General features: G+C 67.6%; 25 protein-coding genes. 13 read left to right on the forward strand and 12 right to left on the reverse strand.

Annotated elements, in window-relative coordinates; all coding sequences use genetic code 11:
* The 5 genes from ACWEOI_RS26685 to yaaA all read right to left on the reverse strand — a co-directional run bounded on the left by ACWEOI_RS26685 (position 1) and on the right by yaaA (position 3,524).
* Positions 1 to 1,266 carry an alkaline phosphatase family protein gene (locus ACWEOI_RS26685; protein WP_452361361.1) on the reverse strand — a complete coding sequence of 422 codons (1,266 nt, stop codon included), beginning with the start codon at positions 1,264 to 1,266 and terminating at the stop codon, positions 1 to 3.
* A gap of 64 nt (positions 1,267 to 1,330) precedes the next feature.
* Positions 1,331 to 1,969, reverse strand: a complete 639-nt coding sequence (locus ACWEOI_RS26690) for a maleylpyruvate isomerase family mycothiol-dependent enzyme (protein WP_452361362.1) — start codon at positions 1,967 to 1,969, stop codon at positions 1,331 to 1,333.
* 60 nt (positions 1,970 to 2,029) lie between these two features.
* Positions 2,030 to 2,272, reverse strand: coding sequence for a hypothetical protein (locus ACWEOI_RS26695; RefSeq protein ID WP_452361363.1), 243 nt, complete (start codon positions 2,270 to 2,272; stop codon positions 2,030 to 2,032).
* Between the two features lie 88 nt (positions 2,273 to 2,360).
* On the reverse strand, positions 2,361 to 2,753 hold the full coding sequence (locus tag ACWEOI_RS26700) for an ankyrin repeat domain-containing protein (protein WP_357092935.1): 393 nt from the start codon (positions 2,751 to 2,753) through the stop codon (positions 2,361 to 2,363).
* Positions 2,754 to 2,777: 24 nt separating this feature from the next.
* Entirely contained in the window at positions 2,778 to 3,524 is a 747-nt protein-coding gene (gene yaaA, locus ACWEOI_RS26705) for a peroxide stress protein YaaA (RefSeq protein ID WP_452361364.1), read from the reverse strand.
* Between the two features lie 58 nt (positions 3,525 to 3,582).
* On the opposite strand from yaaA, the gene ACWEOI_RS26710 reads away from it, so the two are divergent.
* A complete protein-coding gene (locus tag ACWEOI_RS26710) occupies positions 3,583 to 5,340 on the forward strand; it encodes a proline--tRNA ligase (protein ID WP_452361365.1) in 1,758 nt (585 codons plus the stop codon).
* Between the two features lie 52 nt (positions 5,341 to 5,392).
* Here ACWEOI_RS26710 and ACWEOI_RS26715 read toward each other — a convergent pair whose 3' ends face one another.
* The 3 genes from ACWEOI_RS26715 to ACWEOI_RS26725 all read right to left on the reverse strand — a co-directional run bounded on the left by ACWEOI_RS26715 (position 5,393) and on the right by ACWEOI_RS26725 (position 8,001).
* Positions 5,393 to 5,680, reverse strand: a complete 288-nt coding sequence (locus tag ACWEOI_RS26715; protein WP_433672105.1) for a hypothetical protein — start codon at positions 5,678 to 5,680, stop codon at positions 5,393 to 5,395.
* Positions 5,681 to 5,963: 283 nt separating this feature from the next.
* Positions 5,964 to 6,617: a Uma2 family endonuclease gene (locus ACWEOI_RS26720; protein ID WP_452361366.1), complete on the reverse strand. Its 654-nt coding sequence runs from the start codon at positions 6,615 to 6,617 to the stop codon at positions 5,964 to 5,966.
* A 130-nt stretch (positions 6,618 to 6,747) separates the two neighbouring features.
* A complete protein-coding gene (locus tag ACWEOI_RS26725; protein WP_452361367.1) occupies positions 6,748 to 8,001 on the reverse strand; it encodes an NADH:flavin oxidoreductase/NADH oxidase family protein in 1,254 nt (417 codons plus the stop codon).
* Positions 8,002 to 8,064: 63 nt separating this feature from the next.
* Here ACWEOI_RS26725 and ACWEOI_RS26730 point away from each other — a divergent pair, with 63 nt between their 5' ends.
* From ACWEOI_RS26730 to ACWEOI_RS26740, 3 genes are all read left to right on the forward strand, one after another.
* Positions 8,065 to 8,655, forward strand: a complete 591-nt coding sequence (locus ACWEOI_RS26730; RefSeq protein ID WP_452361368.1) for a TetR/AcrR family transcriptional regulator — start codon at positions 8,065 to 8,067, stop codon at positions 8,653 to 8,655.
* A gap of 25 nt (positions 8,656 to 8,680) precedes the next feature.
* A complete protein-coding gene (locus ACWEOI_RS26735) occupies positions 8,681 to 9,364 on the forward strand; it encodes a type 1 glutamine amidotransferase domain-containing protein (protein WP_452361369.1) in 684 nt (227 codons plus the stop codon).
* 190 nt (positions 9,365 to 9,554) lie between these two features.
* Positions 9,555 to 10,289 carry an alpha/beta hydrolase gene (locus ACWEOI_RS26740; RefSeq protein ID WP_452361370.1) on the forward strand — a complete coding sequence of 245 codons (735 nt, stop codon included), beginning with the start codon at positions 9,555 to 9,557 and terminating at the stop codon, positions 10,287 to 10,289.
* Between the two features lie 45 nt (positions 10,290 to 10,334).
* On the opposite strand, the gene sigJ is transcribed toward ACWEOI_RS26740, so the two are convergent.
* A complete protein-coding gene (gene sigJ, locus ACWEOI_RS26745; protein WP_452361371.1) occupies positions 10,335 to 11,231 on the reverse strand; it encodes an RNA polymerase sigma factor SigJ in 897 nt (298 codons plus the stop codon).
* Positions 11,232 to 11,365: 134 nt separating this feature from the next.
* On the opposite strand from sigJ, the gene ACWEOI_RS26750 reads away from it, so the two are divergent.
* From ACWEOI_RS26750 to ACWEOI_RS26770, 5 genes are all read left to right on the forward strand, one after another.
* A complete protein-coding gene (locus ACWEOI_RS26750; RefSeq protein ID WP_452361372.1) occupies positions 11,366 to 11,947 on the forward strand; it encodes an NADPH-dependent FMN reductase in 582 nt (193 codons plus the stop codon).
* Positions 11,948 to 11,956: 9 nt separating this feature from the next.
* Entirely contained in the window at positions 11,957 to 12,421 is a 465-nt protein-coding gene (locus ACWEOI_RS26755; RefSeq protein ID WP_452361373.1) for a YybH family protein, read from the forward strand.
* Positions 12,422 to 12,475: 54 nt separating this feature from the next.
* Positions 12,476 to 13,891: a serine/threonine-protein kinase gene (locus ACWEOI_RS26760; protein ID WP_452361374.1), complete on the forward strand. Its 1,416-nt coding sequence runs from the start codon at positions 12,476 to 12,478 to the stop codon at positions 13,889 to 13,891.
* 92 nt (positions 13,892 to 13,983) lie between these two features.
* Complete coding sequence (locus tag ACWEOI_RS26765; protein WP_452361375.1) at positions 13,984 to 14,541, forward strand: dihydrofolate reductase family protein; 558 nt, start codon at positions 13,984 to 13,986, stop codon at positions 14,539 to 14,541.
* A gap of 8 nt (positions 14,542 to 14,549) precedes the next feature.
* Complete coding sequence (locus ACWEOI_RS26770) at positions 14,550 to 15,242, forward strand: IMP cyclohydrolase (RefSeq protein WP_452361376.1); 693 nt, start codon at positions 14,550 to 14,552, stop codon at positions 15,240 to 15,242.
* Here the strand turns inward: ACWEOI_RS26770 and ACWEOI_RS26775 are convergent.
* Positions 15,223 to 15,444 carry a hypothetical protein gene (locus tag ACWEOI_RS26775; protein ID WP_433672116.1) on the reverse strand — a complete coding sequence of 74 codons (222 nt, stop codon included), beginning with the start codon at positions 15,442 to 15,444 and terminating at the stop codon, positions 15,223 to 15,225. The two genes, ACWEOI_RS26770 and ACWEOI_RS26775, sit on opposite strands and share 20 nt — an antisense overlap.
* 453 nt (positions 15,445 to 15,897) lie before the next feature.
* Here ACWEOI_RS26775 and ACWEOI_RS26780 point away from each other — a divergent pair, with 453 nt between their 5' ends.
* From ACWEOI_RS26780 to ACWEOI_RS26795, 4 genes are all read left to right on the forward strand, one after another.
* Entirely contained in the window at positions 15,898 to 17,349 is a 1,452-nt protein-coding gene (locus ACWEOI_RS26780) for an amidase (protein ID WP_452361377.1), read from the forward strand.
* Between the two features lie 541 nt (positions 17,350 to 17,890).
* On the forward strand, positions 17,891 to 18,154 hold the full coding sequence (locus ACWEOI_RS26785) for a hypothetical protein (RefSeq protein WP_452361378.1): 264 nt from the start codon (positions 17,891 to 17,893) through the stop codon (positions 18,152 to 18,154).
* Between the two features lie 68 nt (positions 18,155 to 18,222).
* Positions 18,223 to 18,513, forward strand: a complete 291-nt coding sequence (locus ACWEOI_RS26790) for a hypothetical protein (protein ID WP_433672119.1) — start codon at positions 18,223 to 18,225, stop codon at positions 18,511 to 18,513.
* A 95-nt stretch (positions 18,514 to 18,608) separates the two neighbouring features.
* Positions 18,609 to 19,415 (forward strand): LLM class flavin-dependent oxidoreductase, encoded by an 807-nt coding sequence (locus ACWEOI_RS26795; RefSeq protein WP_452361379.1) that lies wholly within the window; start codon positions 18,609 to 18,611, stop codon positions 19,413 to 19,415.
* Here the strand turns inward: ACWEOI_RS26795 and ACWEOI_RS26800 are convergent.
* Positions 19,412 to 19,612: a hypothetical protein gene (locus tag ACWEOI_RS26800; RefSeq protein WP_452361380.1), complete on the reverse strand. Its 201-nt coding sequence runs from the start codon at positions 19,610 to 19,612 to the stop codon at positions 19,412 to 19,414. The genes ACWEOI_RS26795 and ACWEOI_RS26800 overlap by 4 nt on opposite strands.
* Complete coding sequence (locus tag ACWEOI_RS26805) at positions 19,602 to 19,838, reverse strand: hypothetical protein (protein WP_379278371.1); 237 nt, start codon at positions 19,836 to 19,838, stop codon at positions 19,602 to 19,604. Before ACWEOI_RS26805 ends, ACWEOI_RS26800 begins: the two co-directional genes overlap by 11 nt.
* Positions 19,839 to 20,194: the final 356 nt, after the last annotated feature.

The following is a 20,194-nucleotide window of genomic DNA, read 5'->3' on the forward strand; positions in this document are numbered from 1 at the left end:
TCACAGGCTCCACCCCGCCGTCGCGGCCAGTTTGCGCAGGATGTTCCACTGCTCGAAGTCGGCCGCGACGGGTCCGCAGCTGCCGGGCGTCACGGGCGGGACATTCCATTGCGGGGCATCGAGATCGGGCGCCCCGGTGAAGTCGAGCACCTCGGCGATATTGCGGGCGGCGGCGTCGCGGGGAGTCAGAGGCTGCAGGCCCCAACGCCATTCGATGGCCTTGAGCACCGAGGTGTGGTCGTACACCTGATGCGCGACGTGCCCGCGCCGCGCGCGCGGCGAGATGACCAGGCACGGCACCCGGAATCCGCGTAATCCCCGGTCCGGGTTGGCGTCCGGCGCGACCTGCGGCGGCACGTGGTCGAAGAACCCGCCCCATTCGTCGTAGTTGATGATCAGCAGCGTCCGCGACCACACCGGGCTCTTGGTGACGGCCTGATACACCTGGTTCAGAAACGCCTGTCCGGCACGGATATCGGCGTGCGGGTGGTCGTCGGCGGAGGTGCCGGTGGCTTCGTCGAGGAATTTGGGGTCCACGAAGGACACCGCGGGCAGCGTCCCGGCCGCGCAGTCGGACAGGAAGGCCGGGAACCGGCGCGCGATGGAGATGTACTTCGTGCCCCACAGCGCCAGGAACGGCGCGTCGTAGAAGTAGTAGCGGGCCTGAACATCGGCTTCCTTCAACCGATCCCAGATGGTCGGGAGCTTCGAGACGTCGGTCGAGCTGTGGATCCGATCCGTCTGCGCCGCATGCTGATAGAACCGGTTCGGCAGCGTCTCGGCCATGATCGCCGCGAAGTAGTTGTCGCACACCGTCCACGCCGGCGCCGCGTTCCCGTAGAACCCGAGGTCCTCCTTCCGGTAATACCCGATCGAGAACTCGTCATTGGTCCCGGCCCGCAACCACCCGTCGCACTTGCCGTCGTTGAACTCGACCCGCCCGCCCTCGAACGAGTGATCCGGATCGTGATACTCGCACCCCTGCGTGGTGGCGAGATGGAATGTCTTGCGCACCAAACCGTTTCGATCGGCGAACGCGAGATCCTGCTTCCCGTTCGCCCCCGGCAGCCATCCCAGGTAGTGATCGAACGATCGATTCTCCATCATCACCACGATGATGTGGTCGATCCCGCTCTCCGCGGGCACGGGCATCGACGCGGTCTCCGGCGTGCACCCCACCGTCGACCCCGCCACAGCCCCCAACGCGAGGGCCCCGGCCCCCGCCAGCACGGTCCGCCGCGTGGCGGTCCCCCGAACGATTCCCATCACGAATTATGAATCGCCCGGACCACCCCCAATGCATAACCGCCGAACCGCAATTGGACTCGATTCAGATCCGACCGCGCAGTACGTCCACCCCCGGCCCCGCGAGCTCGTCGCAATAGACCGCTCGCCCTGCCATCGCCATGGTCAACGCGAGCGTTGTCCCCCCGATCACCGGCCCAGCTCCCACGGCGAACGGCCCATCACTGGCCTCCAACCGCAGTCCCTCGATCGCACTGCGCCCCGCGACGGTGAAGTCCCGGCTCGCGAAGAACCGGGCCACCTCGGTCACCGCCTCGATCGCCGGCTCCCGCCTCAGCCCCAACGGCTGCCGAATGTCCTGCCCATGTACGACCACCTCCCCGAGCCAGGCCGCCGTATGCCCCGACGGCGCGACCGTGCTGTCCACGATCGACCGAAACCGCTCCAGCGTCTCCTCGGGCGTGTTCCCGCGATGCGCCGCCAACTGCCGGTCATTGTGTCTGCCGAAGTCGAACCGGTTCCGCAGCACACTGAGCATCCACCGCAACCGCCCGGTACTGGCCCCGGCGGTCAGGTGCGCGACGACCTCCTCGACCGTCCAATCCCCACACAGCGACCGCTCACCCCACTGCACGGAGCTCAACCCCGCGAGCTCCTCGGCCAGCGCCCCGCGCTCGGCTCGCACCATCGCCCACAACTCGTCACGAGAAGACGTCTTCGACACTCGGGATACCTCCCAGCTCGGTTCACATTCCCCTCTGTGGACGCCGCCGCCCGCTCGAATTCATCGCATCGCGGAAACCCGGGTCACCGTCGTGTCGGGGAGACCGGCGGCGTTCTCGGGACCGAAGGCCTCGAACATCACGTGGATGTAGGCGATGAGCAGGGCCAGGAAAACGAGCAGGCCGATCAGCATGCCGAGTGCCACCGCCAGTGCGTCGCTGATCAGCGAGGGCGTGTCGGCCGGGTCGTCATCCTCGGGTGGTTCGGCGGATTGTTCGAAATCGGTTCTGCCGCTTCGTATCACCGGATCGACATTATCCGCGGCGGGTGCCGGGATCATGCCGTCGGAATCGTGGGGATGTGATGTCGATCCGGTGGGTCGGGCGTCGAACTCAGGCGTCGAACAGCTTCAGGTACTTGGTCTGGCCGAACATCTCGGCGGCGTCGCGGGCGGACGGGCTGCCCGCGTTCGGGTCGGCTCCGGCGGCGAGCAGGGCGTTGACGATCTCGTCGGAGCCCTTGAAAACGGCTCCGGAGAGCGGGGTTTGGCCCTTGTCGTTGCCGAAGTTGGGGTCGGCTTTGCGGTCGAGCAGGGCGGTGACCGCGTCGGGGTGGGAGTAGTAGGCGGCGAGCATGAGCAGGGTGTCGCCATTGTCGTTGGTGAGGTTCACCGGGACGCCGGCGTCGAGGTAGGCGGCCAGGGTGGCGGCGTCGCCGGTGCGAGCGAGGTCGAAGATCTTGCTCGCGAGTTCGAGGACCTCGGGGGAGAGCTCGTTGGGTTCCACCCGGCCACTCTATCGAGGCTCGGGTCAGTTGGTGATGATGAGCAGCTCGGTCGGGGACGCGATCTCGGTGCGCAGCCCGGCCTTCTCGGCGACCTTGGCCAGAGCGTCGATGGTGGACGGTTCGGTGCGGGTCAGCACCAGGGCGCGGGCCAGCAGGCCCTTGTGGTGTTTGTTGAAGTGGCTCACGACGGTTCGGGAGCCGTCGGGGCGTTCGGTGAGGACGGTGGCGGTGACCGCGCCGGGGATGCGGCCCAGGTTCTGGTAGGTGCCCGAGCGCAGGTCCACGACCAGCTGTCCGGCGGCCTCGGCGCGCAACGCCTCCGGCAGCACCGCCTTCCACAGCGATTGCAGCGTCGGCAGTCCGGGCAGTTTGGAGCCGCCCGAGAGCCGGTAGGCGGGGATCGGGTCGCCGGCGCGCACCACGCCGAACAGTGCCGAGCCGATGCCCAGGCGGGCTTCGGCCTTGGCGCGCTGCGCCTTCGTGAAGCCCGCGGCGTCCAGCGCGTCGTAGAGGACGCCGGTGTACCGGTCCAGGGCCGGGCGGGTGGCGGAGGTGCGCAGGGCGGCGTTGCGGGCGATCTCCGCGTCAGCCCCCTTGCCCAGCCCGAGCGCGGCCCGGGAGGCGTCGGCGTCGGCGGCCAATCCGATCACTTCGGTGACCAGTTTGTCGCGCACCGCCGTGAGCTGCGGCATCGCGAGGGAATCCAGGTCCAGGGGACCGCCCGAACCACCGTCGGACTTGGTTTCTGAGGGAGGCAGCAGCACCAGCACGAGCCAACACGGTAATGCCTTGGGAACTGTTCGCTAGCAGCGGCTACTGTGTTCATCCGTGATCACCCGCCTCTCCCACCTGTTCCTGCGCACCCTGCGCGACGATCCCGCCGACGCCGAGGTGCCCAGCCACAAGCTGCTGGTGCGTGCCGGATACGTGCGTCGCATCGCGCCCGGCGTCTACTCGTGGCTGCCGCTCGGCCTGCGCACGCTGCGCAAGGTCGAGGACGTGGTCCGGGCGGAGATGAACGCCATCGGCGCGCAGGAGATCTCGCTGCCGGCTCTGCTGCCGCGCGAGCCGTACGAGACCACCAACCGCTGGACCGAGTACGGCGACGGCCTGTTCCGGCTCAAGGACCGCAAGGGTCAGGACTACCTGCTCGGCCCCACCCACGAGGAGCTGTTCGCGCTCACCGTGAAGGGTGAGTACAACTCGTACAAGGATCTGCCGGTCACGCTGTACCAGATCCAGACCAAGTACCGGGACGAAGGCCGTCCGCGCGCGGGCATCCTGCGTGGGCGCGAGTTCGTCATGAAGGACTCGTACTCCTTCGACCTGGACGAGGACGGGCTGAAGAACAGCTACGGCGCCCACCGCGAGGCCTACCAGAAGATCTTCGACCGTCTCGGCGTGAAGTACGTGATCGTGGCCGCCACCTCGGGCGCCATGGGTGGTTCGGCGTCGGAGGAGTTCCTGGCCGACAGCCCGGTAGGTGAGGACACCTACGTCATCTGCCGCGAGTCCGGGTATGCCGCGAACGTGGAGGCCGTGGTCACCGCCGCGCCGCCCGCGATCGCCATCGAGGGCCAGGCCGAGGCGGCCGTCCACGACACCCCCGACACCCCGACCATCGCCACCCTGGTGGACTGGGCGAACGGCGCGGGCATCGACAAGGTGCTGGGCCGTGAGGTCACCGCCGCGGACACCCTCAAGAACGTCATGGTCAAGCTGGTCTACCCCGACGGCAAGACCGAGCTGCTGGGTGTCGGCGTCCCCGGTGACCGTGAGGTCGACGAGAAGCGCCTGGAGGCGTCGGTCGAGCCGGCCGCGGTGGAGCTGCTCGACGAGGCCGACTTCAAGGCCAACCCGTTCCTGGTGAAGGGCTACATCGGCCCGAAGGCCCTGCTCGACAACGGCATCCGCTACCTGGTCGACCCCCGCGTGGTGTCCGGCACCAGCTGGATCACCGGCGCCGACGAGCCCGGCAAGCACTATGTGGGTCTGGTCGCGGGTCGTGACTTCACCGCCGACGGCACCATCGAGGCTGCCGAGGTCCGTGACGGCGACCCGTCGCCCGACGGCCGCGGCGTGCTCGAGGCCGCCCGCGGCATCGAGATCGGCCACATCTTCCAGCTGGGCCAGAAGTACACCGACGCCTTCCAGGTGGATGTCCTGGGCGAGAACGGCAAGCCGGTCCGCCTCACCATGGGCTCCTACGGTGTCGGCGTCTCCCGCATGGTCGCGGTCCTGGCCGAGCAGAAGCACGACGACAAGGGCCTGCGCTGGCCCCGCGAGGTCGCCCCGTTCGACGTCCACGTCGTCATCGCCAACAAGGACGACGCGGCCCGCGCGGGCGCCGAACAGGTTGCCGCCGAACTGGATTCCCTCGGCTTCGAGGTCCTCCTCGACGACCGCACCGCGTCCCCCGGCGTGAAGTTCAAGGACGCCGAACTCCTCGGCATGCCCTACATCGTCGTGGTCGGCCGTGGCTGGGCCGAAGGCAAGATCGAACTCCGCGACCGCTTCGCCGGCACCGCCGAGGAACTCCCCGCCGACACCGCCGTAGCCACCGTCGCCGCCAAGATCCGCGGCTGACCCAACCACCCCGAGTGGCGCATCACCTCCTGGTGATGCGCCACTTTTGTGTTCACCCCTGCCCGCGCCCCGAGTCCCCGCGCAGTGCCGACACGGAGATGACGACGAGCATGGCCGGTAGCAGGAACAGTTGGAGAATCACCAGGTAGGTCCCGGAGTGATAGAAGAATGCGAGATAAACTCCATATCCGGCGCACAGGCTGCCGCAGGCCGCGTTGGCCAGCCGCCACCACCAGTCCAGCCGCGGTGGGATCACCAGGACCAAGAGGACGATCCCGCTCGCCAGTAGTAGTACGACGTACCACGAAAACAGCGGGTGCACACCGAAATCCAGATTCACGAGCTTCCTCCCCCGTCGACAGTGGGCCCCATTGTCAACGCAAACCCCAAGGCGGGCAACGGGATAAGATCCCCGCATACCCGCCCCGCTCCACGCACTCCCGATAGCGTCAGGTTCGATCCCGAATCCCTGAAGGGAGCCCGATGCGGCGCAAACTCGGAGACGCGGCCTGGGTCCTCCTGGGCGCGGCCCTGGGCCTCCTCATCGCCCTGATCGCCGCCGTCCTCGTCCTACGCGTCATGGCCGAGGGCTCAGCCGACATGAACAGCCTGGCCCCACCGAATCAGAATTCGATTTCGTCCCAGGCGATGTGGATGGGGAATGGGTGGTCGAAGGCGATGGCCGCCGACGTGCCGGAATTCCACTCGCCCGCGACGATGTAGTTGGCGGGCCGCAGCGACGTCACGCCTTCCGGCAGGCTGGCATGTCCGATTTTCAGGCCGTAGGCGCGAATTGTGGAGATCCGCCGCGGGTCTCGGCCGAGGATGACTTCCCAGTACCAGGGGATGCCCGCTCCCGCGTAACGCGCCTTCTTCGCCTCGATATCGCGTTCGGTGTTCGACGGTGACAGCACCTCACCGGCGATGAGCACGGCACTCGCGCGGATGTCCTGGTAGTCCTGCTCGGGGCACCGGTAGACGAGGAAATCCGGCGTGACGAAATCGGATTTCCCGGTCGAGCCGAAGAAGATGTTCGTCTCGGTCGAGGCCCGCCAGCAGTGCTGAGGCTGTGCCGCCATGGTTTCCCGGGCGCATCGTCGCAGGGCATTGCGCAGCTCCACCGAATAGTCCTGATGCTCGGCCGGGCCCCTGCGGACCCACACCACTCTGCCCTCCCACAGCTCGATCTGCCCGGCGATCTCATCGGGCAGCTTCTCGAGTTCCTCCCATGTCATGAACTGCGGAAGGTCGGGTCGCTCGACGGGCGGGGTCGGCATACCGGCCATGCTACCGAGGCCCGGCCCCGATCCAACACGTCGCTCGCCGCTCGTCATGACCCCCCTGATAGCCACCGTCATACGAGAATTCGGTGCCGTGCGGGTCGTCGGATGGCCGTGTCGGTGCGGGTCAGCGCACCGAATCCGCCAGGGCGGGGCGGGTGGTGAGCCAGGTGCGGTAGCGGCGGAGGGCTCGGCGTTGGAGGGCGGTTTCCTGGAGGAGGGCGAGGGTGGGGTTGAGGGTGGGGCGGGTGGGGCGGCCGGCGCCGAGGCGGCGGAGTTGTTGGCGGACACGGGCCATGGAGGCGGCGGAGGCGATGGCTTTGTTCTTCATGCGGACGGGGGTGAGTTCGACGGCGGCTTCGGGTTCGTCGCGCCATTTGTTGGGGAGGTCGGGGTCGATGGCCAGGGCGCTGCCCATGCCGACCAGGTCGACGCCGCCTGCCAGGACTTCTTCGGCCACTCGTCGCCGGACGATGCCGCCGGTCAGCATGAGGGGGAGTGGGCTGGTGGTGGCGAGTTCGGCGGCGAGGGTGAGGAAGTAGGCCTCGCGGGCGCGGGTGCGGTCGTCGCCGACCTGGCCGGTCATGGCGGGCGCCTCGTAGCTGCCGCCGGACAGTTCGACGACGTCGACGCCGAGGGGAGCGAGCATCGCGATGACGGCGGCGGCGTCGTCGGCGTCGAAGCCGCCGCGCTGGAAGTCGGCGGAGTTGAGTTTGACGGCGACGGCGAACTCGGGAGCGACGACGGCCCGGACCGCGCGCACGATGTCGAGGAGCAGCCGGGCCCGGTTCTCCAGGCTGCCACCCCACTCATCGGTGCGCCGGTTGGCCAGCGGCGAGAGGAACTGCGACAGCAGGTACCCGTGCGCGGCATGGATTTCGACGCCGTCGAACCCGGCTTCGGCTGCGCGGCGGGCGGTTTCGGCGAAGCGCTCCACCGTTTCCGCGATCTGCGCCGCGCTCATGGCGACCGGTTCGGCGAACATCTTGCTGGTCTTGCCGATATCGACCCGGACCGCGGACGGGGCCCACGCGACGCCGGGCATATCCGCCCGCACCTGCCGCCCCGGGTGATTGATCTGCATCCACACCCGAGCCCCGCCGCTCTTGGCCGCGGTGGCCCAGTGCCGGAACGGTTCCAGCGGCGAATCCTTGTCGAGGACGACGCCGCCGGGCCCGGTGAGGGCGTCCGCGTGCACCATGACATTGCCGGTGATGATCAGCCCGACGCCGCCGCGGCTCCAGCGCCGGTACAGCTCGAACAGGGCTCGGTCGGGGAGTTGACCGGAGGCGGCCATGTTTTCTTCCATCGCGGCCTTGACCAGCCGGTTCGGCAGCGCGACGCCGTTGGGTAGCGTGAACGGTTCGAAGACCGGTGTCATCAGCTTTCTCCTGAACGCGGTATGTTTACATTGCTAACATGAGGCTAGGAGGGAGTGTAAGCAGTGTCAACATCAGTGAAGAGTGGCTACCATCACGGCGACCTGCGCGCCTCGCTGCTGGCGGCGGCGATGCGCGGCCTCGAGGCCGGTGAACCGTTCTCGCTACGAGCCCTCGCCCGCGAGGTGGGCGTCTCGCCGACCGCCCCCTACCGGCACTTCGCCGACCGCGAGGCCCTGGAATCCGCCCTGGCCGCCCAAGGCCTGCGCGACCTGAAAGCCGACCTGACCGCGGGCCGCCAACTCCCGGAATCGCCCGCCGACCTCGCCGAACTCGCGGTCGTCTACGTCGAGTTCGCCCTGCGCCGCCCCGCCCTGTTCCGCCTCATGTTCGGCACCGCCTGCGACGCGGGCAGCGAGGAGCGGATCGCCGCGGCGGAGGAGATCCACGATCTCCTGCGCCTGGCGATGGCCTGCGTCTTCCCGGACGGCGGCTCGGACGCGCTGTCCTCGGCGGGCTGGGCGCTGGCCCACGGGCTGGCGTTCCTCCACCTGGACGGCAAGCTCCCCGCGGAATCGAGTCGCGAGGTGGCCGATCACGTGCGGGCCGCGTTCGCCGCCGTCCTCTCCCTGCCCGCCTCCGGCGTAACCGAATAATCCACGACCAGAAGGAGTTTCGAGCATGTCCAAGCGCATCTTGAATGTCGTGACCAATGTCGGCCACTACGACGATCCCTCCCATCCGACCGGCCTGTGGCTGTCCGAACTCACCCACGCCTGGCACGTCTTCGAGCAGCACCGCTTCGATCAGACCCTGATCAGCCCCGCGGGCGGGCCGGCCCCGCTGGAACCGCGGTCGCTGAAGTTCCCCAACTACGACCGCACCGCGAAGGCGTGGCGCGCCGACCCGGCCCGGATGACCCTGCTGGAGAACACCGCCGCCCCCGGCGAGATCGATTCGGCCGACTACGACGCCATCTACTTCACCGGCGGCCACGCGGTCATGTACGACTTCCCCGACAGCGAAGGCCTGCAACGCATCACCCGCGAGATCTTCGAACGCGGCGGCATCGTCGCCTCGGTCTGCCACGGCTATTGCGGCCTGCTCAACACCCGCCTCTCCGATGGCTCCTACCTGGTGGCGGGCCGCAAACTCACCGGATTCGCCTGGCAGGAGGAGGTTCTCGCGCGCGTCGACAAGCTGGTGCCCTACAACGCCGAGGAGGAGATGAAGAAGCGGGGCGCGCTGTACGAGAAGGCCATGCTGCCGTTCGTCTCCTACACCGTGGTCGACGGCAAACTGGTAACCGGCCAGAATCCCGGGTCGGCGAAGGAGACCGCGAAGCGGGTCGCCGCCCTGCTCTGACCTCGTCGGAGTCTTCGGGAAAACCCTTTGACGACCCGCGCGACCATTGCTACCTTTCCTCGGACCGTGCCAGAGGACGAGGAGGTGATACCCGTGAACGCTGTATCGACATGGGTGCTCCCCTCCGGAGTCATGGTCGGGCGATAGGTCGTCCGGGAGCGCCGTTCTGTGCACTCCGAAAGGCACGACCATGCAATTCATTTCCGAAAAGCGTCTCGACGACTCCATCCTCGAGCGTGAATTCACTCTCGGCGAGATCCCCGGCATCCTGTGGACGCCCACGACCGTCGCCGCACCGATACCGCTGATCCTGATCGGGCATTCCGCCGCCGGGCTGCCGACGATGTACCCGCGACTGCTGGGCAGGGCCCGATCCGCCGTGGCGTCGGGCTACGCGGCGGCCGCCCTCGAACTCCCCGGCAGCGGTGTGCGACCTCGTTCCGCCGGCGTCGATCAGGCTCGCGCCGATCTGCAGCGGGCGCTGCGGTCCGGCGAGCCGGTCACCGACGACATCGTCGACCGGCTGGTCCTCCCGCTGGTCGACCAGGCGGTCCCGGAATGGCAGGCCGCCCTGGACGTCCTCCTGGACCTGCCCGAGATCGGCGGCCCGGTCGGGTATTCGGGCGGAGTGATATCCATCGGCGCCCGCCTGGCGGTGGTCGAGCCGCGCATCGTGGCCGCGGTTCTGTTCGCGGGGAGTTTCGTGCCCCGGGCCATTATGGAGGAGGCGCGCCAGGTCACCATTCCGCTGCACGTCCTGCTGCAGTGGGACGACGAGGGCAACGACCGGCAGATGGCCCTGGACCTGTTCGACGCGTTCGGTTCCGAGGAGAAGACGCTGAACGCCAATATGGGCGGTCACACCGGTGTCCCGCAGCACGCGGGGGAAGCGGCGAACCGCTTCTTCGACCGGCATCTGAAGTAGCGGCTGGTCGCCGGGCCGGCACCAGCTGTCGGCCCGGCGACGCCGTCAGGCGCGCCGGGATGTCCAGGGCCGCAACTTCTCCGGGTTCCGGATCACCCAGATGCGGGTGATCCGCCCGTCGGCGATGTCGAAGGCGTAGACCGAGACGACGGTGCCGTCGAGCTCGGCGACCAGACCGGGCTGTCCATTGACGGTGCGTTCGATCAGCGTCATCGGGAGCCCGCGTGCGGCGATCTCCATCCAGGCCTGTGCGATCTGCTCGCGCCCGATGATCGGCTCGAGGAAGGCGAGCACGTGGCCGCCGCCGTCCGCCGTGGCCGTCGCGCGCGGGTCGAGCAGCCCGATGAGTGCCTCGATATCCTTTGTCTCCCAAGCCTTTTTGAAGTCCCGGACCACGTCGGCGCGTTCGCTGCCGGACGGCGCGCGGGAGGTGTCGATGCGGCGTCGGGCACTGGAGGCGAGCTGGCGGCAGGCGGCGGGGGAGCGGCCCACGATGTCTCCGACCTCGGCGAACGAGTACCGGAACACGTCGTGCAGCACGAAGGCGACCCGTTCGGCGGGTGTCATGGAGTCCAGGACGACGAGGAACGCCATGCTGATCGACTCGTCGAGCGTGACCCGGTCGGCGGGATCGGCCGGGGCGATCCCGTCCAACCAGTCGGTCCGGCCGGGCACCGGCTCCGGAATCCATTCGCCCACATACCGTTCCCGCCGGGCACGCGCTGATCCGAGCAGGTCGAGGCAGATCCGGCTGGCGACGGTGGTCATCCACGCCCCGGGCGTCTCGATCTCCTGCCGCTGCGGTTCGGTGAGCGCGTACCAGCGCGCGTAGGTCTCCTGCACCACGTCCTCCGCCTCGGCCAGCGACCCGAGCAGCCGGTAGGCGAGGTTGATCAGCTGGCGGCGTTCGTTCATCACCGCGGGCAGCTGCGGGTCGGTCATGGTCGGCTCCTTCGGTCTGCGTGCCATTACCGATATCGACGATGTAGCGGCAAAGAATGTGAGCACGGCCTGACATTCCGGACGGCTGCTTCGTCGGTAGGGCAAGCAACGTTCAGTAGAGCAGGAGTTCGGTCATGACCAGAATCGGCATCATCCTCGGCAGTACCCGGCCCAACCGCAAAGGCGCGCAGGTCGCCGACTGGGTCCAGGATCAGGCCTCGACGCGCGGCGACGCCGACTACGACCTGATCGACCTGCGCGACCACCCCCTCCCGCACTTCGACGAGCCCGTCCCTCCCATGTTCGGCCCGTCGGAGAACGAATCGACCCGCGCCTGGTCCGAACGCATCGCCGCCTGCGACGGGTTCGTCATCGTGACCCCCGAGTACAACGGCGGATACCCCGGCGTCGTGAAGAACGCCCTGGACCACCTGTTCGCCGAATGGAACAACAAGGCGGTCGGATTCGTCTCGTACGGCGTCAACGGCGGCGCCCGCGCCGTGGTGCAACTGCGCGCCGTATGCAGCACCCTCGGCCTCGCGGATGTCGGCTACCAGGTGGGCATCTCGGTCCTCACCGACTTCGAGAACCACACCACTTTCGCCCCGACCGCCGCCCACACCGCCGCCCTCGGCAAAACCCTCGACCAGCTCATCGCCTGGACCACAGCCCTCGCCCCCCTGCGGTCCACCGAATCCACCCTCGTCACCTCCTAGGAGCGAATCATGAACGCGTCCAACAATGTTCAATCCGACCGCACCACCTCCGAAGAGGCCGCGATCCGCGCCCGAATCGACAGCGTGCTGAAGGCCCTGCACACCCGCGACCTCGAATCCATCCGCCATGCCTACACCCCCGACGTCATCTCCTTCGACGTCGAACCCCCACTCCAGCACGTCGGCATAGAAGCCAAACTCGCGAACTGGTCCAAGGTCTTCCAGTTCTTCGATTCCGTGACCTACGAACTCCGCGACCTGACCCTCACCATCGGAACCGACGTAGCCTACGGCCACGCCTTCGCCCGCCTCTCCGGCACAACCAATTCCGGCGACCGGATCCCCGGCATGTGGGTCCGAGTAACCTACGGCCTCCGCAAACTCGACAACACCTGGCTCATCGCCCACGACCAGGTCTCCGTCCCCTACGACGTCACCACCGGCACCAGCGCCATCGACCTCCAGCCCGAGTAGATCAGCCCTCGCTACTTGTCCCGGCCACCGCCTCCCGGTGCGATGATGGCCGGGATGCGAAGCGCGGCTCGACTTCTGGAGGCCGTGCTCGGCGGGGAGGGAAGAGTGTCGGTGGAGGGGACGCGGTTCGGCCGGTACCACTTGCAACAGTTGCTCGGCGAGGGCGGCATGGGGCAGGTATACCGGGCGCACGACAGCCAGACCGGTCGGATCGTCGCGGTGAAGCTGCTGCACCCGCATATGGCGGCCGATCCGGTATACCGGGAGCGATTCCAGCGCGAGGCGCGCGCCGCAGCCGGGCTGGTGCACCCGAACGTGGTGCCGATCTTCGATTTCGGCGAGGTCGAGGACCGATTGTTCATCTGCATGCAGTTCGTCACCGGTGTCGGAGTGGATTCGGTGCTGGCCGAATCCGGCCCGATGCCGGTGGAGCGGGCGGTCTCGGTGGTGGCGCAGGCGGGCGCCGCACTGGACGACGCGCACGCCGAGGGGCTCGTGCACCGGGACGTGAAGCCCTCGAACCTCCTGGTCACGGCCCGCGATTTCGTGTACCTCATCGATTTCGGCATCGCGCGGGCCGTCGGCGAGACCGCACTGACCACGACCGGCGCGACGATCGGCACCTTCGCCTACATGGCCCCGGAACGATTCAGCACCGGTGTCGCCGACGCCCGTTCCGACGTCTACGCCCTGGCCTGCGTGCTGTACCAGTGTCTGACAGGTCGTACTCCGTACCCGGCAACCGCGTTGGAGCAGCAGATCGCCGCCCACCTGACCCAGCCGCCACCGAAACCGAGCCAGGCGCGCCCGCAGATCGGGACGGTTCTCGACGACGTCGTAGCGACCGGCATGGCGAAGAACCCGGAGGAGCGGTACCGAACCGCGGGTGAGCTTGCCGCGGCGTGCATCTCGGCTGTCACGGGCGCACCCCCGCCAGCGGTCACCGAAATCAATCCGGGCTCTCCCTCAGACCCGCCGCGGCGGAGGATTCCCGTCAAGCGGGTACTCACGGCGTTCGCTCTCGTGGGCCTGACCGCGGTCGGCGTCGCGGCCGGCGTGGCGTTCATGAAGAACCAATCCGAAGGCAATGCGGCTCTTCCGACCGCCACCACAACGCCGATCCCGACGACGACAATGGCTCCCTCGTCTGCCCCGCCCACGACAACCACCACGTCGACACAAGCGGTGCTTCTGCCCGGACCCGGAACCCATTGCGGCACAGTGAACGTGGTGAGCGGCAAGCCGATCGACACCATGATCGACGCCGGCAGCATCTCCTGCGCAAGCGTGAAATCGGTGATAGCCCAGTACTACTTGGACATCAAGAGCGGCAAAGCCGAGGGCAGCGGTGCCGCGGTCCGCGGCATCTACGACGTCAGCGGCCGCTGGGACTGCATTTCCGAAACCTACGCAAAAGGCGGACACGCCCACTGCACCCTCGGCTCGATCCAGATCTCCACCACCGGTTGACCATGTTCCCCGGCAAGTCGCCTGGCCTTTTCCCGTGCGATCGCCTTGGCTGGAACCGATGAGTTTCGAGCGTGGAGGAGGTCTACTCAGCTATGAGGAAACTGATCTATGGCATCAGCGTGTCCCTGGACGGCTACATCAACGACCGCGACGGCAATATCGACTGGACCGACCCGGACGAGGAACTCCACCAGTTCCACAACGACCGATACCGCGATATCGACATCGCCCTGCACGGCCGCCGCCTCTACGAACTGATGGCGGACTTCTGGCCCCACGTCCCCGAGGACGAAGGGCCGATCATGCGCGAGTTCGGCGAGCTCTGGACCTCCAAACCCAAGTACGTGTTCTCCCGAACCCTCACCGAGGTCGAGTGGAACAGCACTCTGATCAGTGAGAACGCGGTAGAAGTGGTCCGCAAGCTCAAGTCCGAAGGCGACGGCGTCATGGAGGTCGGCGGCGCGAACCTGGCCGCCTCCCTCATCCCGCACGACCTCATCGACGAATACCAACTGTTCGTCGCACCGATAATCCTCGGCGGCGGCACCCCCATGTTCCCGCCGCTCGACAAACGCATCCCCCTCCGCTTGGTCGAGACCCGAAACTTCAACACCGTCCTGATGCAGCGCTACGTAGTCGGTGACCAGTAGGGAGTGCGATGCCGATCGATATCCGGGAGTTCATGCGCCGAAACCCGTACCCGGGGAGGGTGATCGGTTTCCGGTCCGCTGGTCGGGGGCGCCTGGAGGGGCTGGTCGTGCTGACCGGCCGCAGCCGGGCGTCCAAGGCTCGGGTGCTCGATTCCACCCGGGACGGCAATATCGCGCTGCGGGCACGCTCCACCGAGGACGGCCCGCACGACGAGTTGCGGCATTACCCGGCGGTGATCGCCGACCACCACGGGATCGTCATCGCCAACGGCGACCATTCGGTCCCGCTGCACGGCGCACTCGCCGCAGCCCAGTTCGACTCCCGAATCGCCGCAACCCGATACGAGCCGGACCCGCCGATCAACACGCCCCGGATATCGGTCGCACTCGAACTCCACACCCAGCGGATCATCGCGTCGATCAACGCGGCCGCCACCGGCGACCGTGACGCGCCGCCGGTGCATGTTCGCTTCGACGCCCAGGCGGGGGACGTGAACGACTGGATCATGTTCTCCACCTACCGGTCCGACGGCGTCACCATCGAGCCGAACCATCAGTTCACCCCGGTCGCGTTCACCACGGCCGATCCGCTCGCCGAGGCGTGGGACGCCGTCGACCCGCGCTATCGGGTCGCGGCGGCGGGGATCACCTTCGACAACGGTGCCGCGGTCGCGCGAGAGGTCAGCGGCCGCGTCGGCTGAGGACGCCGGAGAGCCAGCCGACGGCGAAGGTCACCAGGAGGACCAGCCACATGGGGGAGCGAATGGTGAGCAGCAGGAATTCGATGTCGACGCGGTGGCGGTTCTCGGCGATGAATATCAGGGCCAGGATGGCCAGGGCGATGGCGAACCATTGCTTCAGCGAAATGCGGGAAAGCATTGATGGTTTGGAGTTTTCGGCCATGACCAGGGCTCCTGGCGGGGTTGTCGCGCCTTGGGCTCGCCCTCGCGCGAGTGGTCGGTAGGGGACAGCGGTGTGCAGTGGCGATCCTGCCGCCGGCAGGATTCAGGCAACTTTCAGCTATCGATTTGTCGATTCAGGGTAACTGCTCACGTCCGATTTACGCATGTATTTTCCGGATCGATACGACGACTGATGCCCCCGACCTGCGGAGAGTTCTTCCCGGGGCTTTGTCGACGATCGCCCGCGGTGGAGTATCCACGCGGTCCGGATTGTGACATCTATCCCGTTGTGCCGAACGGCATTTCATGGCGTGCACCCGTCGAGTCGGCCTGGCCGATGCTGTGACCTGGGATATCGCGGAACGAATCCGCATCCGAGCTCATCCGTTCGTCTTTCTCGATTGCGCGAAGTGGCATTTTATGTCCTGTCCGGCACACCAATAGCGTCGAATTCATGCAGTGGAATCTTCAATCGGCCGAAGAACTCGCGGCTGCCTTGCGCGCCGGTGCGGTGACCTCGGTGGAACTGACCGACGACGCGATCGCCCGGATCGAGCGCGATGACAAGGCGATCAACGCGATCTGTGTACCCGACTTCGATAATGCGCGGGCCGCCGCGCGCCACGCCGACGAGGCGCGCGCCCGCGGCGAGGACCGGCCGTTGCTCGGCATCCCGGTCACGGTCAAGGAGTCCTACGACATGGCCGGGCTGCCCACGACCTGGGGCATTCCGCAGCACGCGAACTACGTGCCGACCGAGGACGCGGTCCAGGTGTCGCGGTTGAAGGCCGCCGGCGCGGTGGTGCTCGGCAAGACGAATGTGCCGGTGATGCTGCGAGATATCCAGACCTTCAACGACATCTACGGCACCACCAACAATCCGTGGGATCACAGCCGCACGTCGGGCGGGTCGTCCGGCGGTTCGGCGGCGGCCCTGGCGTCCGGGTTCGGCGCGCTGTCCATCGGCTCCGACCTCGCCGGTTCGCTGCGCACCCCCGCGCATTTCTGCGGCATCTACGCGCACAAGCCGTCGCTGGGGCTGGCGCCGACCCGCGGCATGGTCCCGCCGCCCACACCGGCCCTGCCGGTCGACCTCGACCTCGCTGTGGTCGGTCCGATGGCCCGCACCGCCCGCGACCTCACGCTCCTGCTCGACGTGATGGCCGGACCGGACCCGCTGACCCACGGCGTCGCCTACGACCTCGCCCTGCCGCCCGCAGGCCACCAGCGGCTGGCCGACTTCCGTGTCCTGATCATCGAGGACCATCCGCTCATCCCGACCGGATCGGCGGTACGGGCGGGCGTCAACCGGGTCGCCGACGCCCTCGCCGACGCGGGCGCCCGCGTCGAACGGCACAGCCCGCTGCTGCCCGACCCGGCCGAAGCGGCGACGGTCTACCTGCAGTTGATGCTGTCGAACGCCGCCACGAGTCTCCCCGCTGACGTGTACGAACAGCTGCGGACCCGCGCCGCCGCCCTGGGCGCGGACGACAAGAGCCTGGATGCCGCGCGGGTGCGCGGCATGGTGCTCAGCCACCGCGACTGGGTCGAGACGAACAACCGCCGCGAACTCCACCGCCAGGGCTGGCGGCGGCTCTTCACCGAGTTCGATGCCGTGGTGTGCCCGATCACGCCCACTCCCGCGTTCCCGCACGACCACAACGGCAGCCTGGAGAACCGCCATATAGACATCGACGGCGTCGAGTACCCGTACTTCGACCAGCTCGTCTGGGCCGGTATGGCCACCATGCCGGGCCTGCCCGCCACCGCCATTCCGACGGGCCGGTCCCCCGAGGGTCTGCCGGTCGGAGTGCAGCTCATCGGCCCGATGTTCGAGGACCGCACCCCGCTGCGGCTGGCCGAACTGCTCGAGGAGAAGATCGGCGGCTTCCAGGCGCCGTGCTGAGCGCCGAATCAAACCACGGCCGGAACACCGGCTGACGTCGAACGCGTTGTCGCCGAGCACGATTGTGAGGACCCCGGTCACCTCGAGGCGAGGGGCCGGGTGGAACGGGAGTCTGTGCGTTCCACCCGGCCGTCGAACCACGATGTCTGCCCGATATTGGTCGAGTGGGCATCGTGTCCGGAGCTGTGCGGTAACCAGCTCCGGCAGGCGAGGTGAAATGGTCGCGACGGAGTAACCGAACCCGAGCGGTTCCGCGCTTCCCAATCAGCCCCACCTTCGCCGAACCATAGTCATCGCCGAGATCCGAGCAGGTTGATTCCCTGATCGCTGACACGAATCGAGAGCCCGTCGGCACGAAAAGTCATAGATAGCTACAAAGAAGCTGTGCCGGGCGTGGGGAGCATCCGCCAATCCGCCGCAACGTGGTTGTCGGTACCCGCCCCACGCCGTCACCGTATGGACCGCATGGGAGATCGGCGCACCGGCCAGAATCGCCCAGCGCACAACCACTCCTGACCAGGCCGTGACGGACGCTGCTGGAGTGACCCTGGCTAAGGACGCGCTCGCGGAAGGCGAGCACCTCGGAGTTTCGGATTACCACATCGAACTCGGTGAACCGCATCATATCGATGTCACGGACACGGCCGCGTATGTCGTCGTCCCGGTGACCCTCGGTTTCAACGTTCGGGGCGCGCCGGTCCTGCAAACCGGCGCGGTCTTCACCGTGGCACCGCACAAGGTCGACGCCGAGTGGTTGTTGACGGCCTGGGCGTGGGCTAAAGGCCAAGTGCAACAACCTCACTGACACCGCCTGGCAGGGATGCCCGGTTGGCTGGTCCGTCGTTGTCGGTGCGCATCCTTATCGTTGGGCGTATGACCGACATCGGCCCTCTAGCCGCTTCCACCCGGGCCACCTTCGGCTCGCCCGGTGTGCACGCGGTTGTTCGGCGGGGGCGCACCGTGCACGCAGTCAGCCTCGGCCAATGGGTCGAGGGGGAGGAAGTGCCGGAACTGTTGTGCCACACCGGGATCTCCGGCTGGGACCCCACCGCGTTGGAGCCGACTCGCGCGGACGTCACGTGCGCGCGGTGTCTGCGCCGCCTCGGCGGGATCGCGCCGTCACGGCAGATCCCGCTGTTCGGTGAGGAGTCCTGGGGCGGGTAGATCACCGCTCACGAGATGGGTCGCGGGTGCAGCGATGAATTTCGGGAGGGCGCGGCGTCGAATCCTGTGGGTAGACCTAGAGACAGGAGATCGGGATGACGAGGCCGTTTCGGTTCGGGGTGGTGGCGCCGCTCAGGAGTGATGTCAAGGCTTGGCGGGAGCAGGCGAGGCGGGTCGCGGCGAATGGGTATTCGACGCTGCTGATGCCGGACTTTCCGCAGATGCAGCCGGCGCCCGCGCCGATGTTGGCGACGGTGGCGGCGGAGACCGAGTTGCGGGTGGGGACTTGGGTTTACGCGTCGCCGTTGCGGCCCGCGTGGTTGACGGCGTGGGAGGCGCATTCGCTGACGCTGGTCACCGAGGGGCGGTTCGAGATGGGGATCGGCGTCGGGCGGCCGGGGATCGCGGAGGAGTTGGCGGGGAAGGGGGTCGAGGGGGTGCCGTCGCCGGGGCAGCGGTTGGGGGAGATGCGGGACGCGGTCCGGATGCTGCGGGAATTGGATGGGCCCGACCTGCGTACGCCGGTGGCCATGGCCGTGTTCGGGCCGAAGGCTCGGGCATTGGCCGCGGAGATGGCGGATACCGTCACGTTCGCGTTGGGTACTCAGTCTCGAGGGGAGGCCCAGAAGCTGGCAGAGGAGTTCCGCACCGCTGACGGGCCCGAGCTGGCGCTGGCCGTGCCGGTGGTCGGGGATACGGTCGCGCCGCATATGGCGCCGCCCACCACCGACACCGCCGCGTGGCATGCGGCCGACGCGATGGCCGCGCTGCCGGATGACCCGGCCGCAGCGATCGAGGAGATCCAGCGGCGGCGCGAGGAGATCGGGTTCTCCTACTTCGTGTTCGGCGCCCACGTCGCGGACAAGTTCGCTCCGGTCGTGGCCGCGCTCGCGGGGCGTTAGACGGGGCGCGGCCGATCCCCGGCGGGCCAGATGTTCCAACCGGGGCCGCGGCCGCGCACCATCCGCTGGACGGCGGATTCATAGTGCCGTTTGGCATTGCAGTCGTCCGCGCACGCCCGGTGGCGGTCGAGCCCGGCCTTGGCCTCGACGAGGGTCGCCGGAGGGAGGTGGGGTGCGCGGTGGCGGTCACCGGTCACGCGGGACACGATTCGACTCCGTTCGGGTGGCCGGGAACTGAATGACTTTGGCGGACTGCCGCCGCTCGGACGCGACCCGGATGATCTGACTCGCCGCCATCTTCCGCTCGCACAGCGCCGTGAGGCAGTCACGATGCAGGACAATCGATTCCATGGCTTCCGCGGAGTTCATCGTCGGCTCGTCGTCGCCGACGTCGCAGTCCTCCAATCGGTCGTAGGAGTCCACGGCGAATTCACCTCCCGCCGCGCGCGCATTCCTTTCCGCCCCCGGCGGTGACGGCCGCGGGGTCTATTTCCATACCGACCGGAATTTCTCAAATCCTCGACGAGGCAGACGATGAGGACCGTCGCGCCGGTCACGGTCAGCAGCATCAAAGCCCAAGCGTCCCAAGGCATAGCGACTCCCAGAAGGTCTCGAATGAATTCTCTTGCGACGGCGCTCTTCTCGTGCTCGAGAGGTGCTGACTTCAAGTAGACACCTGGATTTACGGGATTGGAACGCACACAATAGATGTGCCACGAAGAATGGTGGAAGCTCATTTTGTGCAGGCCCAAATAGTGCTAACCCGAATAGCGAGGCTA

It is taken from the genome of Nocardia sp. NPDC004340 (genome assembly GCF_053602575.1).

Coding starts and splice junctions, on each gene's coding strand:
- ACWEOI_RS26685 (WP_452361361.1), bottom strand. CDS start 1,266: ATGGGAATCGTTCGGGGGACCGCCACGCGGCGGACCGTGCTGGCGGGG.
- ACWEOI_RS26720 (WP_452361366.1), bottom strand. CDS start 6,617: ATGCCGACCCCGCCCGTCGAGCGACCCGACCTTCCGCAGTTCATGACA.
- ACWEOI_RS26725 (WP_452361367.1), bottom strand. CDS start 8,001: ATGACACCGGTCTTCGAACCGTTCACGCTACCCAACGGCGTCGCGCTG.
- ACWEOI_RS26735 (WP_452361369.1), top strand. CDS start 8,681: ATGTCCAAGCGCATCTTGAATGTCGTGACCAATGTCGGCCACTACGAC.
- ACWEOI_RS26740 (WP_452361370.1), top strand. CDS start 9,555: ATGCAATTCATTTCCGAAAAGCGTCTCGACGACTCCATCCTCGAGCGT.
- sigJ (WP_452361371.1), bottom strand. CDS start 11,231: ATGACCGACCCGCAGCTGCCCGCGGTGATGAACGAACGCCGCCAGCTG.
- ACWEOI_RS26750 (WP_452361372.1), top strand. CDS start 11,366: ATGACCAGAATCGGCATCATCCTCGGCAGTACCCGGCCCAACCGCAAA.
- ACWEOI_RS26755 (WP_452361373.1), top strand. CDS start 11,957: ATGAACGCGTCCAACAATGTTCAATCCGACCGCACCACCTCCGAAGAG.
- ACWEOI_RS26760 (WP_452361374.1), top strand. CDS start 12,476: ATGCGAAGCGCGGCTCGACTTCTGGAGGCCGTGCTCGGCGGGGAGGGA.
- ACWEOI_RS26765 (WP_452361375.1), top strand. CDS start 13,984: ATGAGGAAACTGATCTATGGCATCAGCGTGTCCCTGGACGGCTACATC.
- ACWEOI_RS26770 (WP_452361376.1), top strand. CDS start 14,550: ATGCCGATCGATATCCGGGAGTTCATGCGCCGAAACCCGTACCCGGGG.
- ACWEOI_RS26775 (WP_433672116.1), bottom strand. CDS start 15,444: ATGGCCGAAAACTCCAAACCATCAATGCTTTCCCGCATTTCGCTGAAG.
- ACWEOI_RS26780 (WP_452361377.1), top strand. CDS start 15,898: ATGCAGTGGAATCTTCAATCGGCCGAAGAACTCGCGGCTGCCTTGCGC.
- ACWEOI_RS26790 (WP_433672119.1), top strand. CDS start 18,223: ATGACCGACATCGGCCCTCTAGCCGCTTCCACCCGGGCCACCTTCGGC.
- ACWEOI_RS26795 (WP_452361379.1), top strand. CDS start 18,609: ATGACGAGGCCGTTTCGGTTCGGGGTGGTGGCGCCGCTCAGGAGTGAT.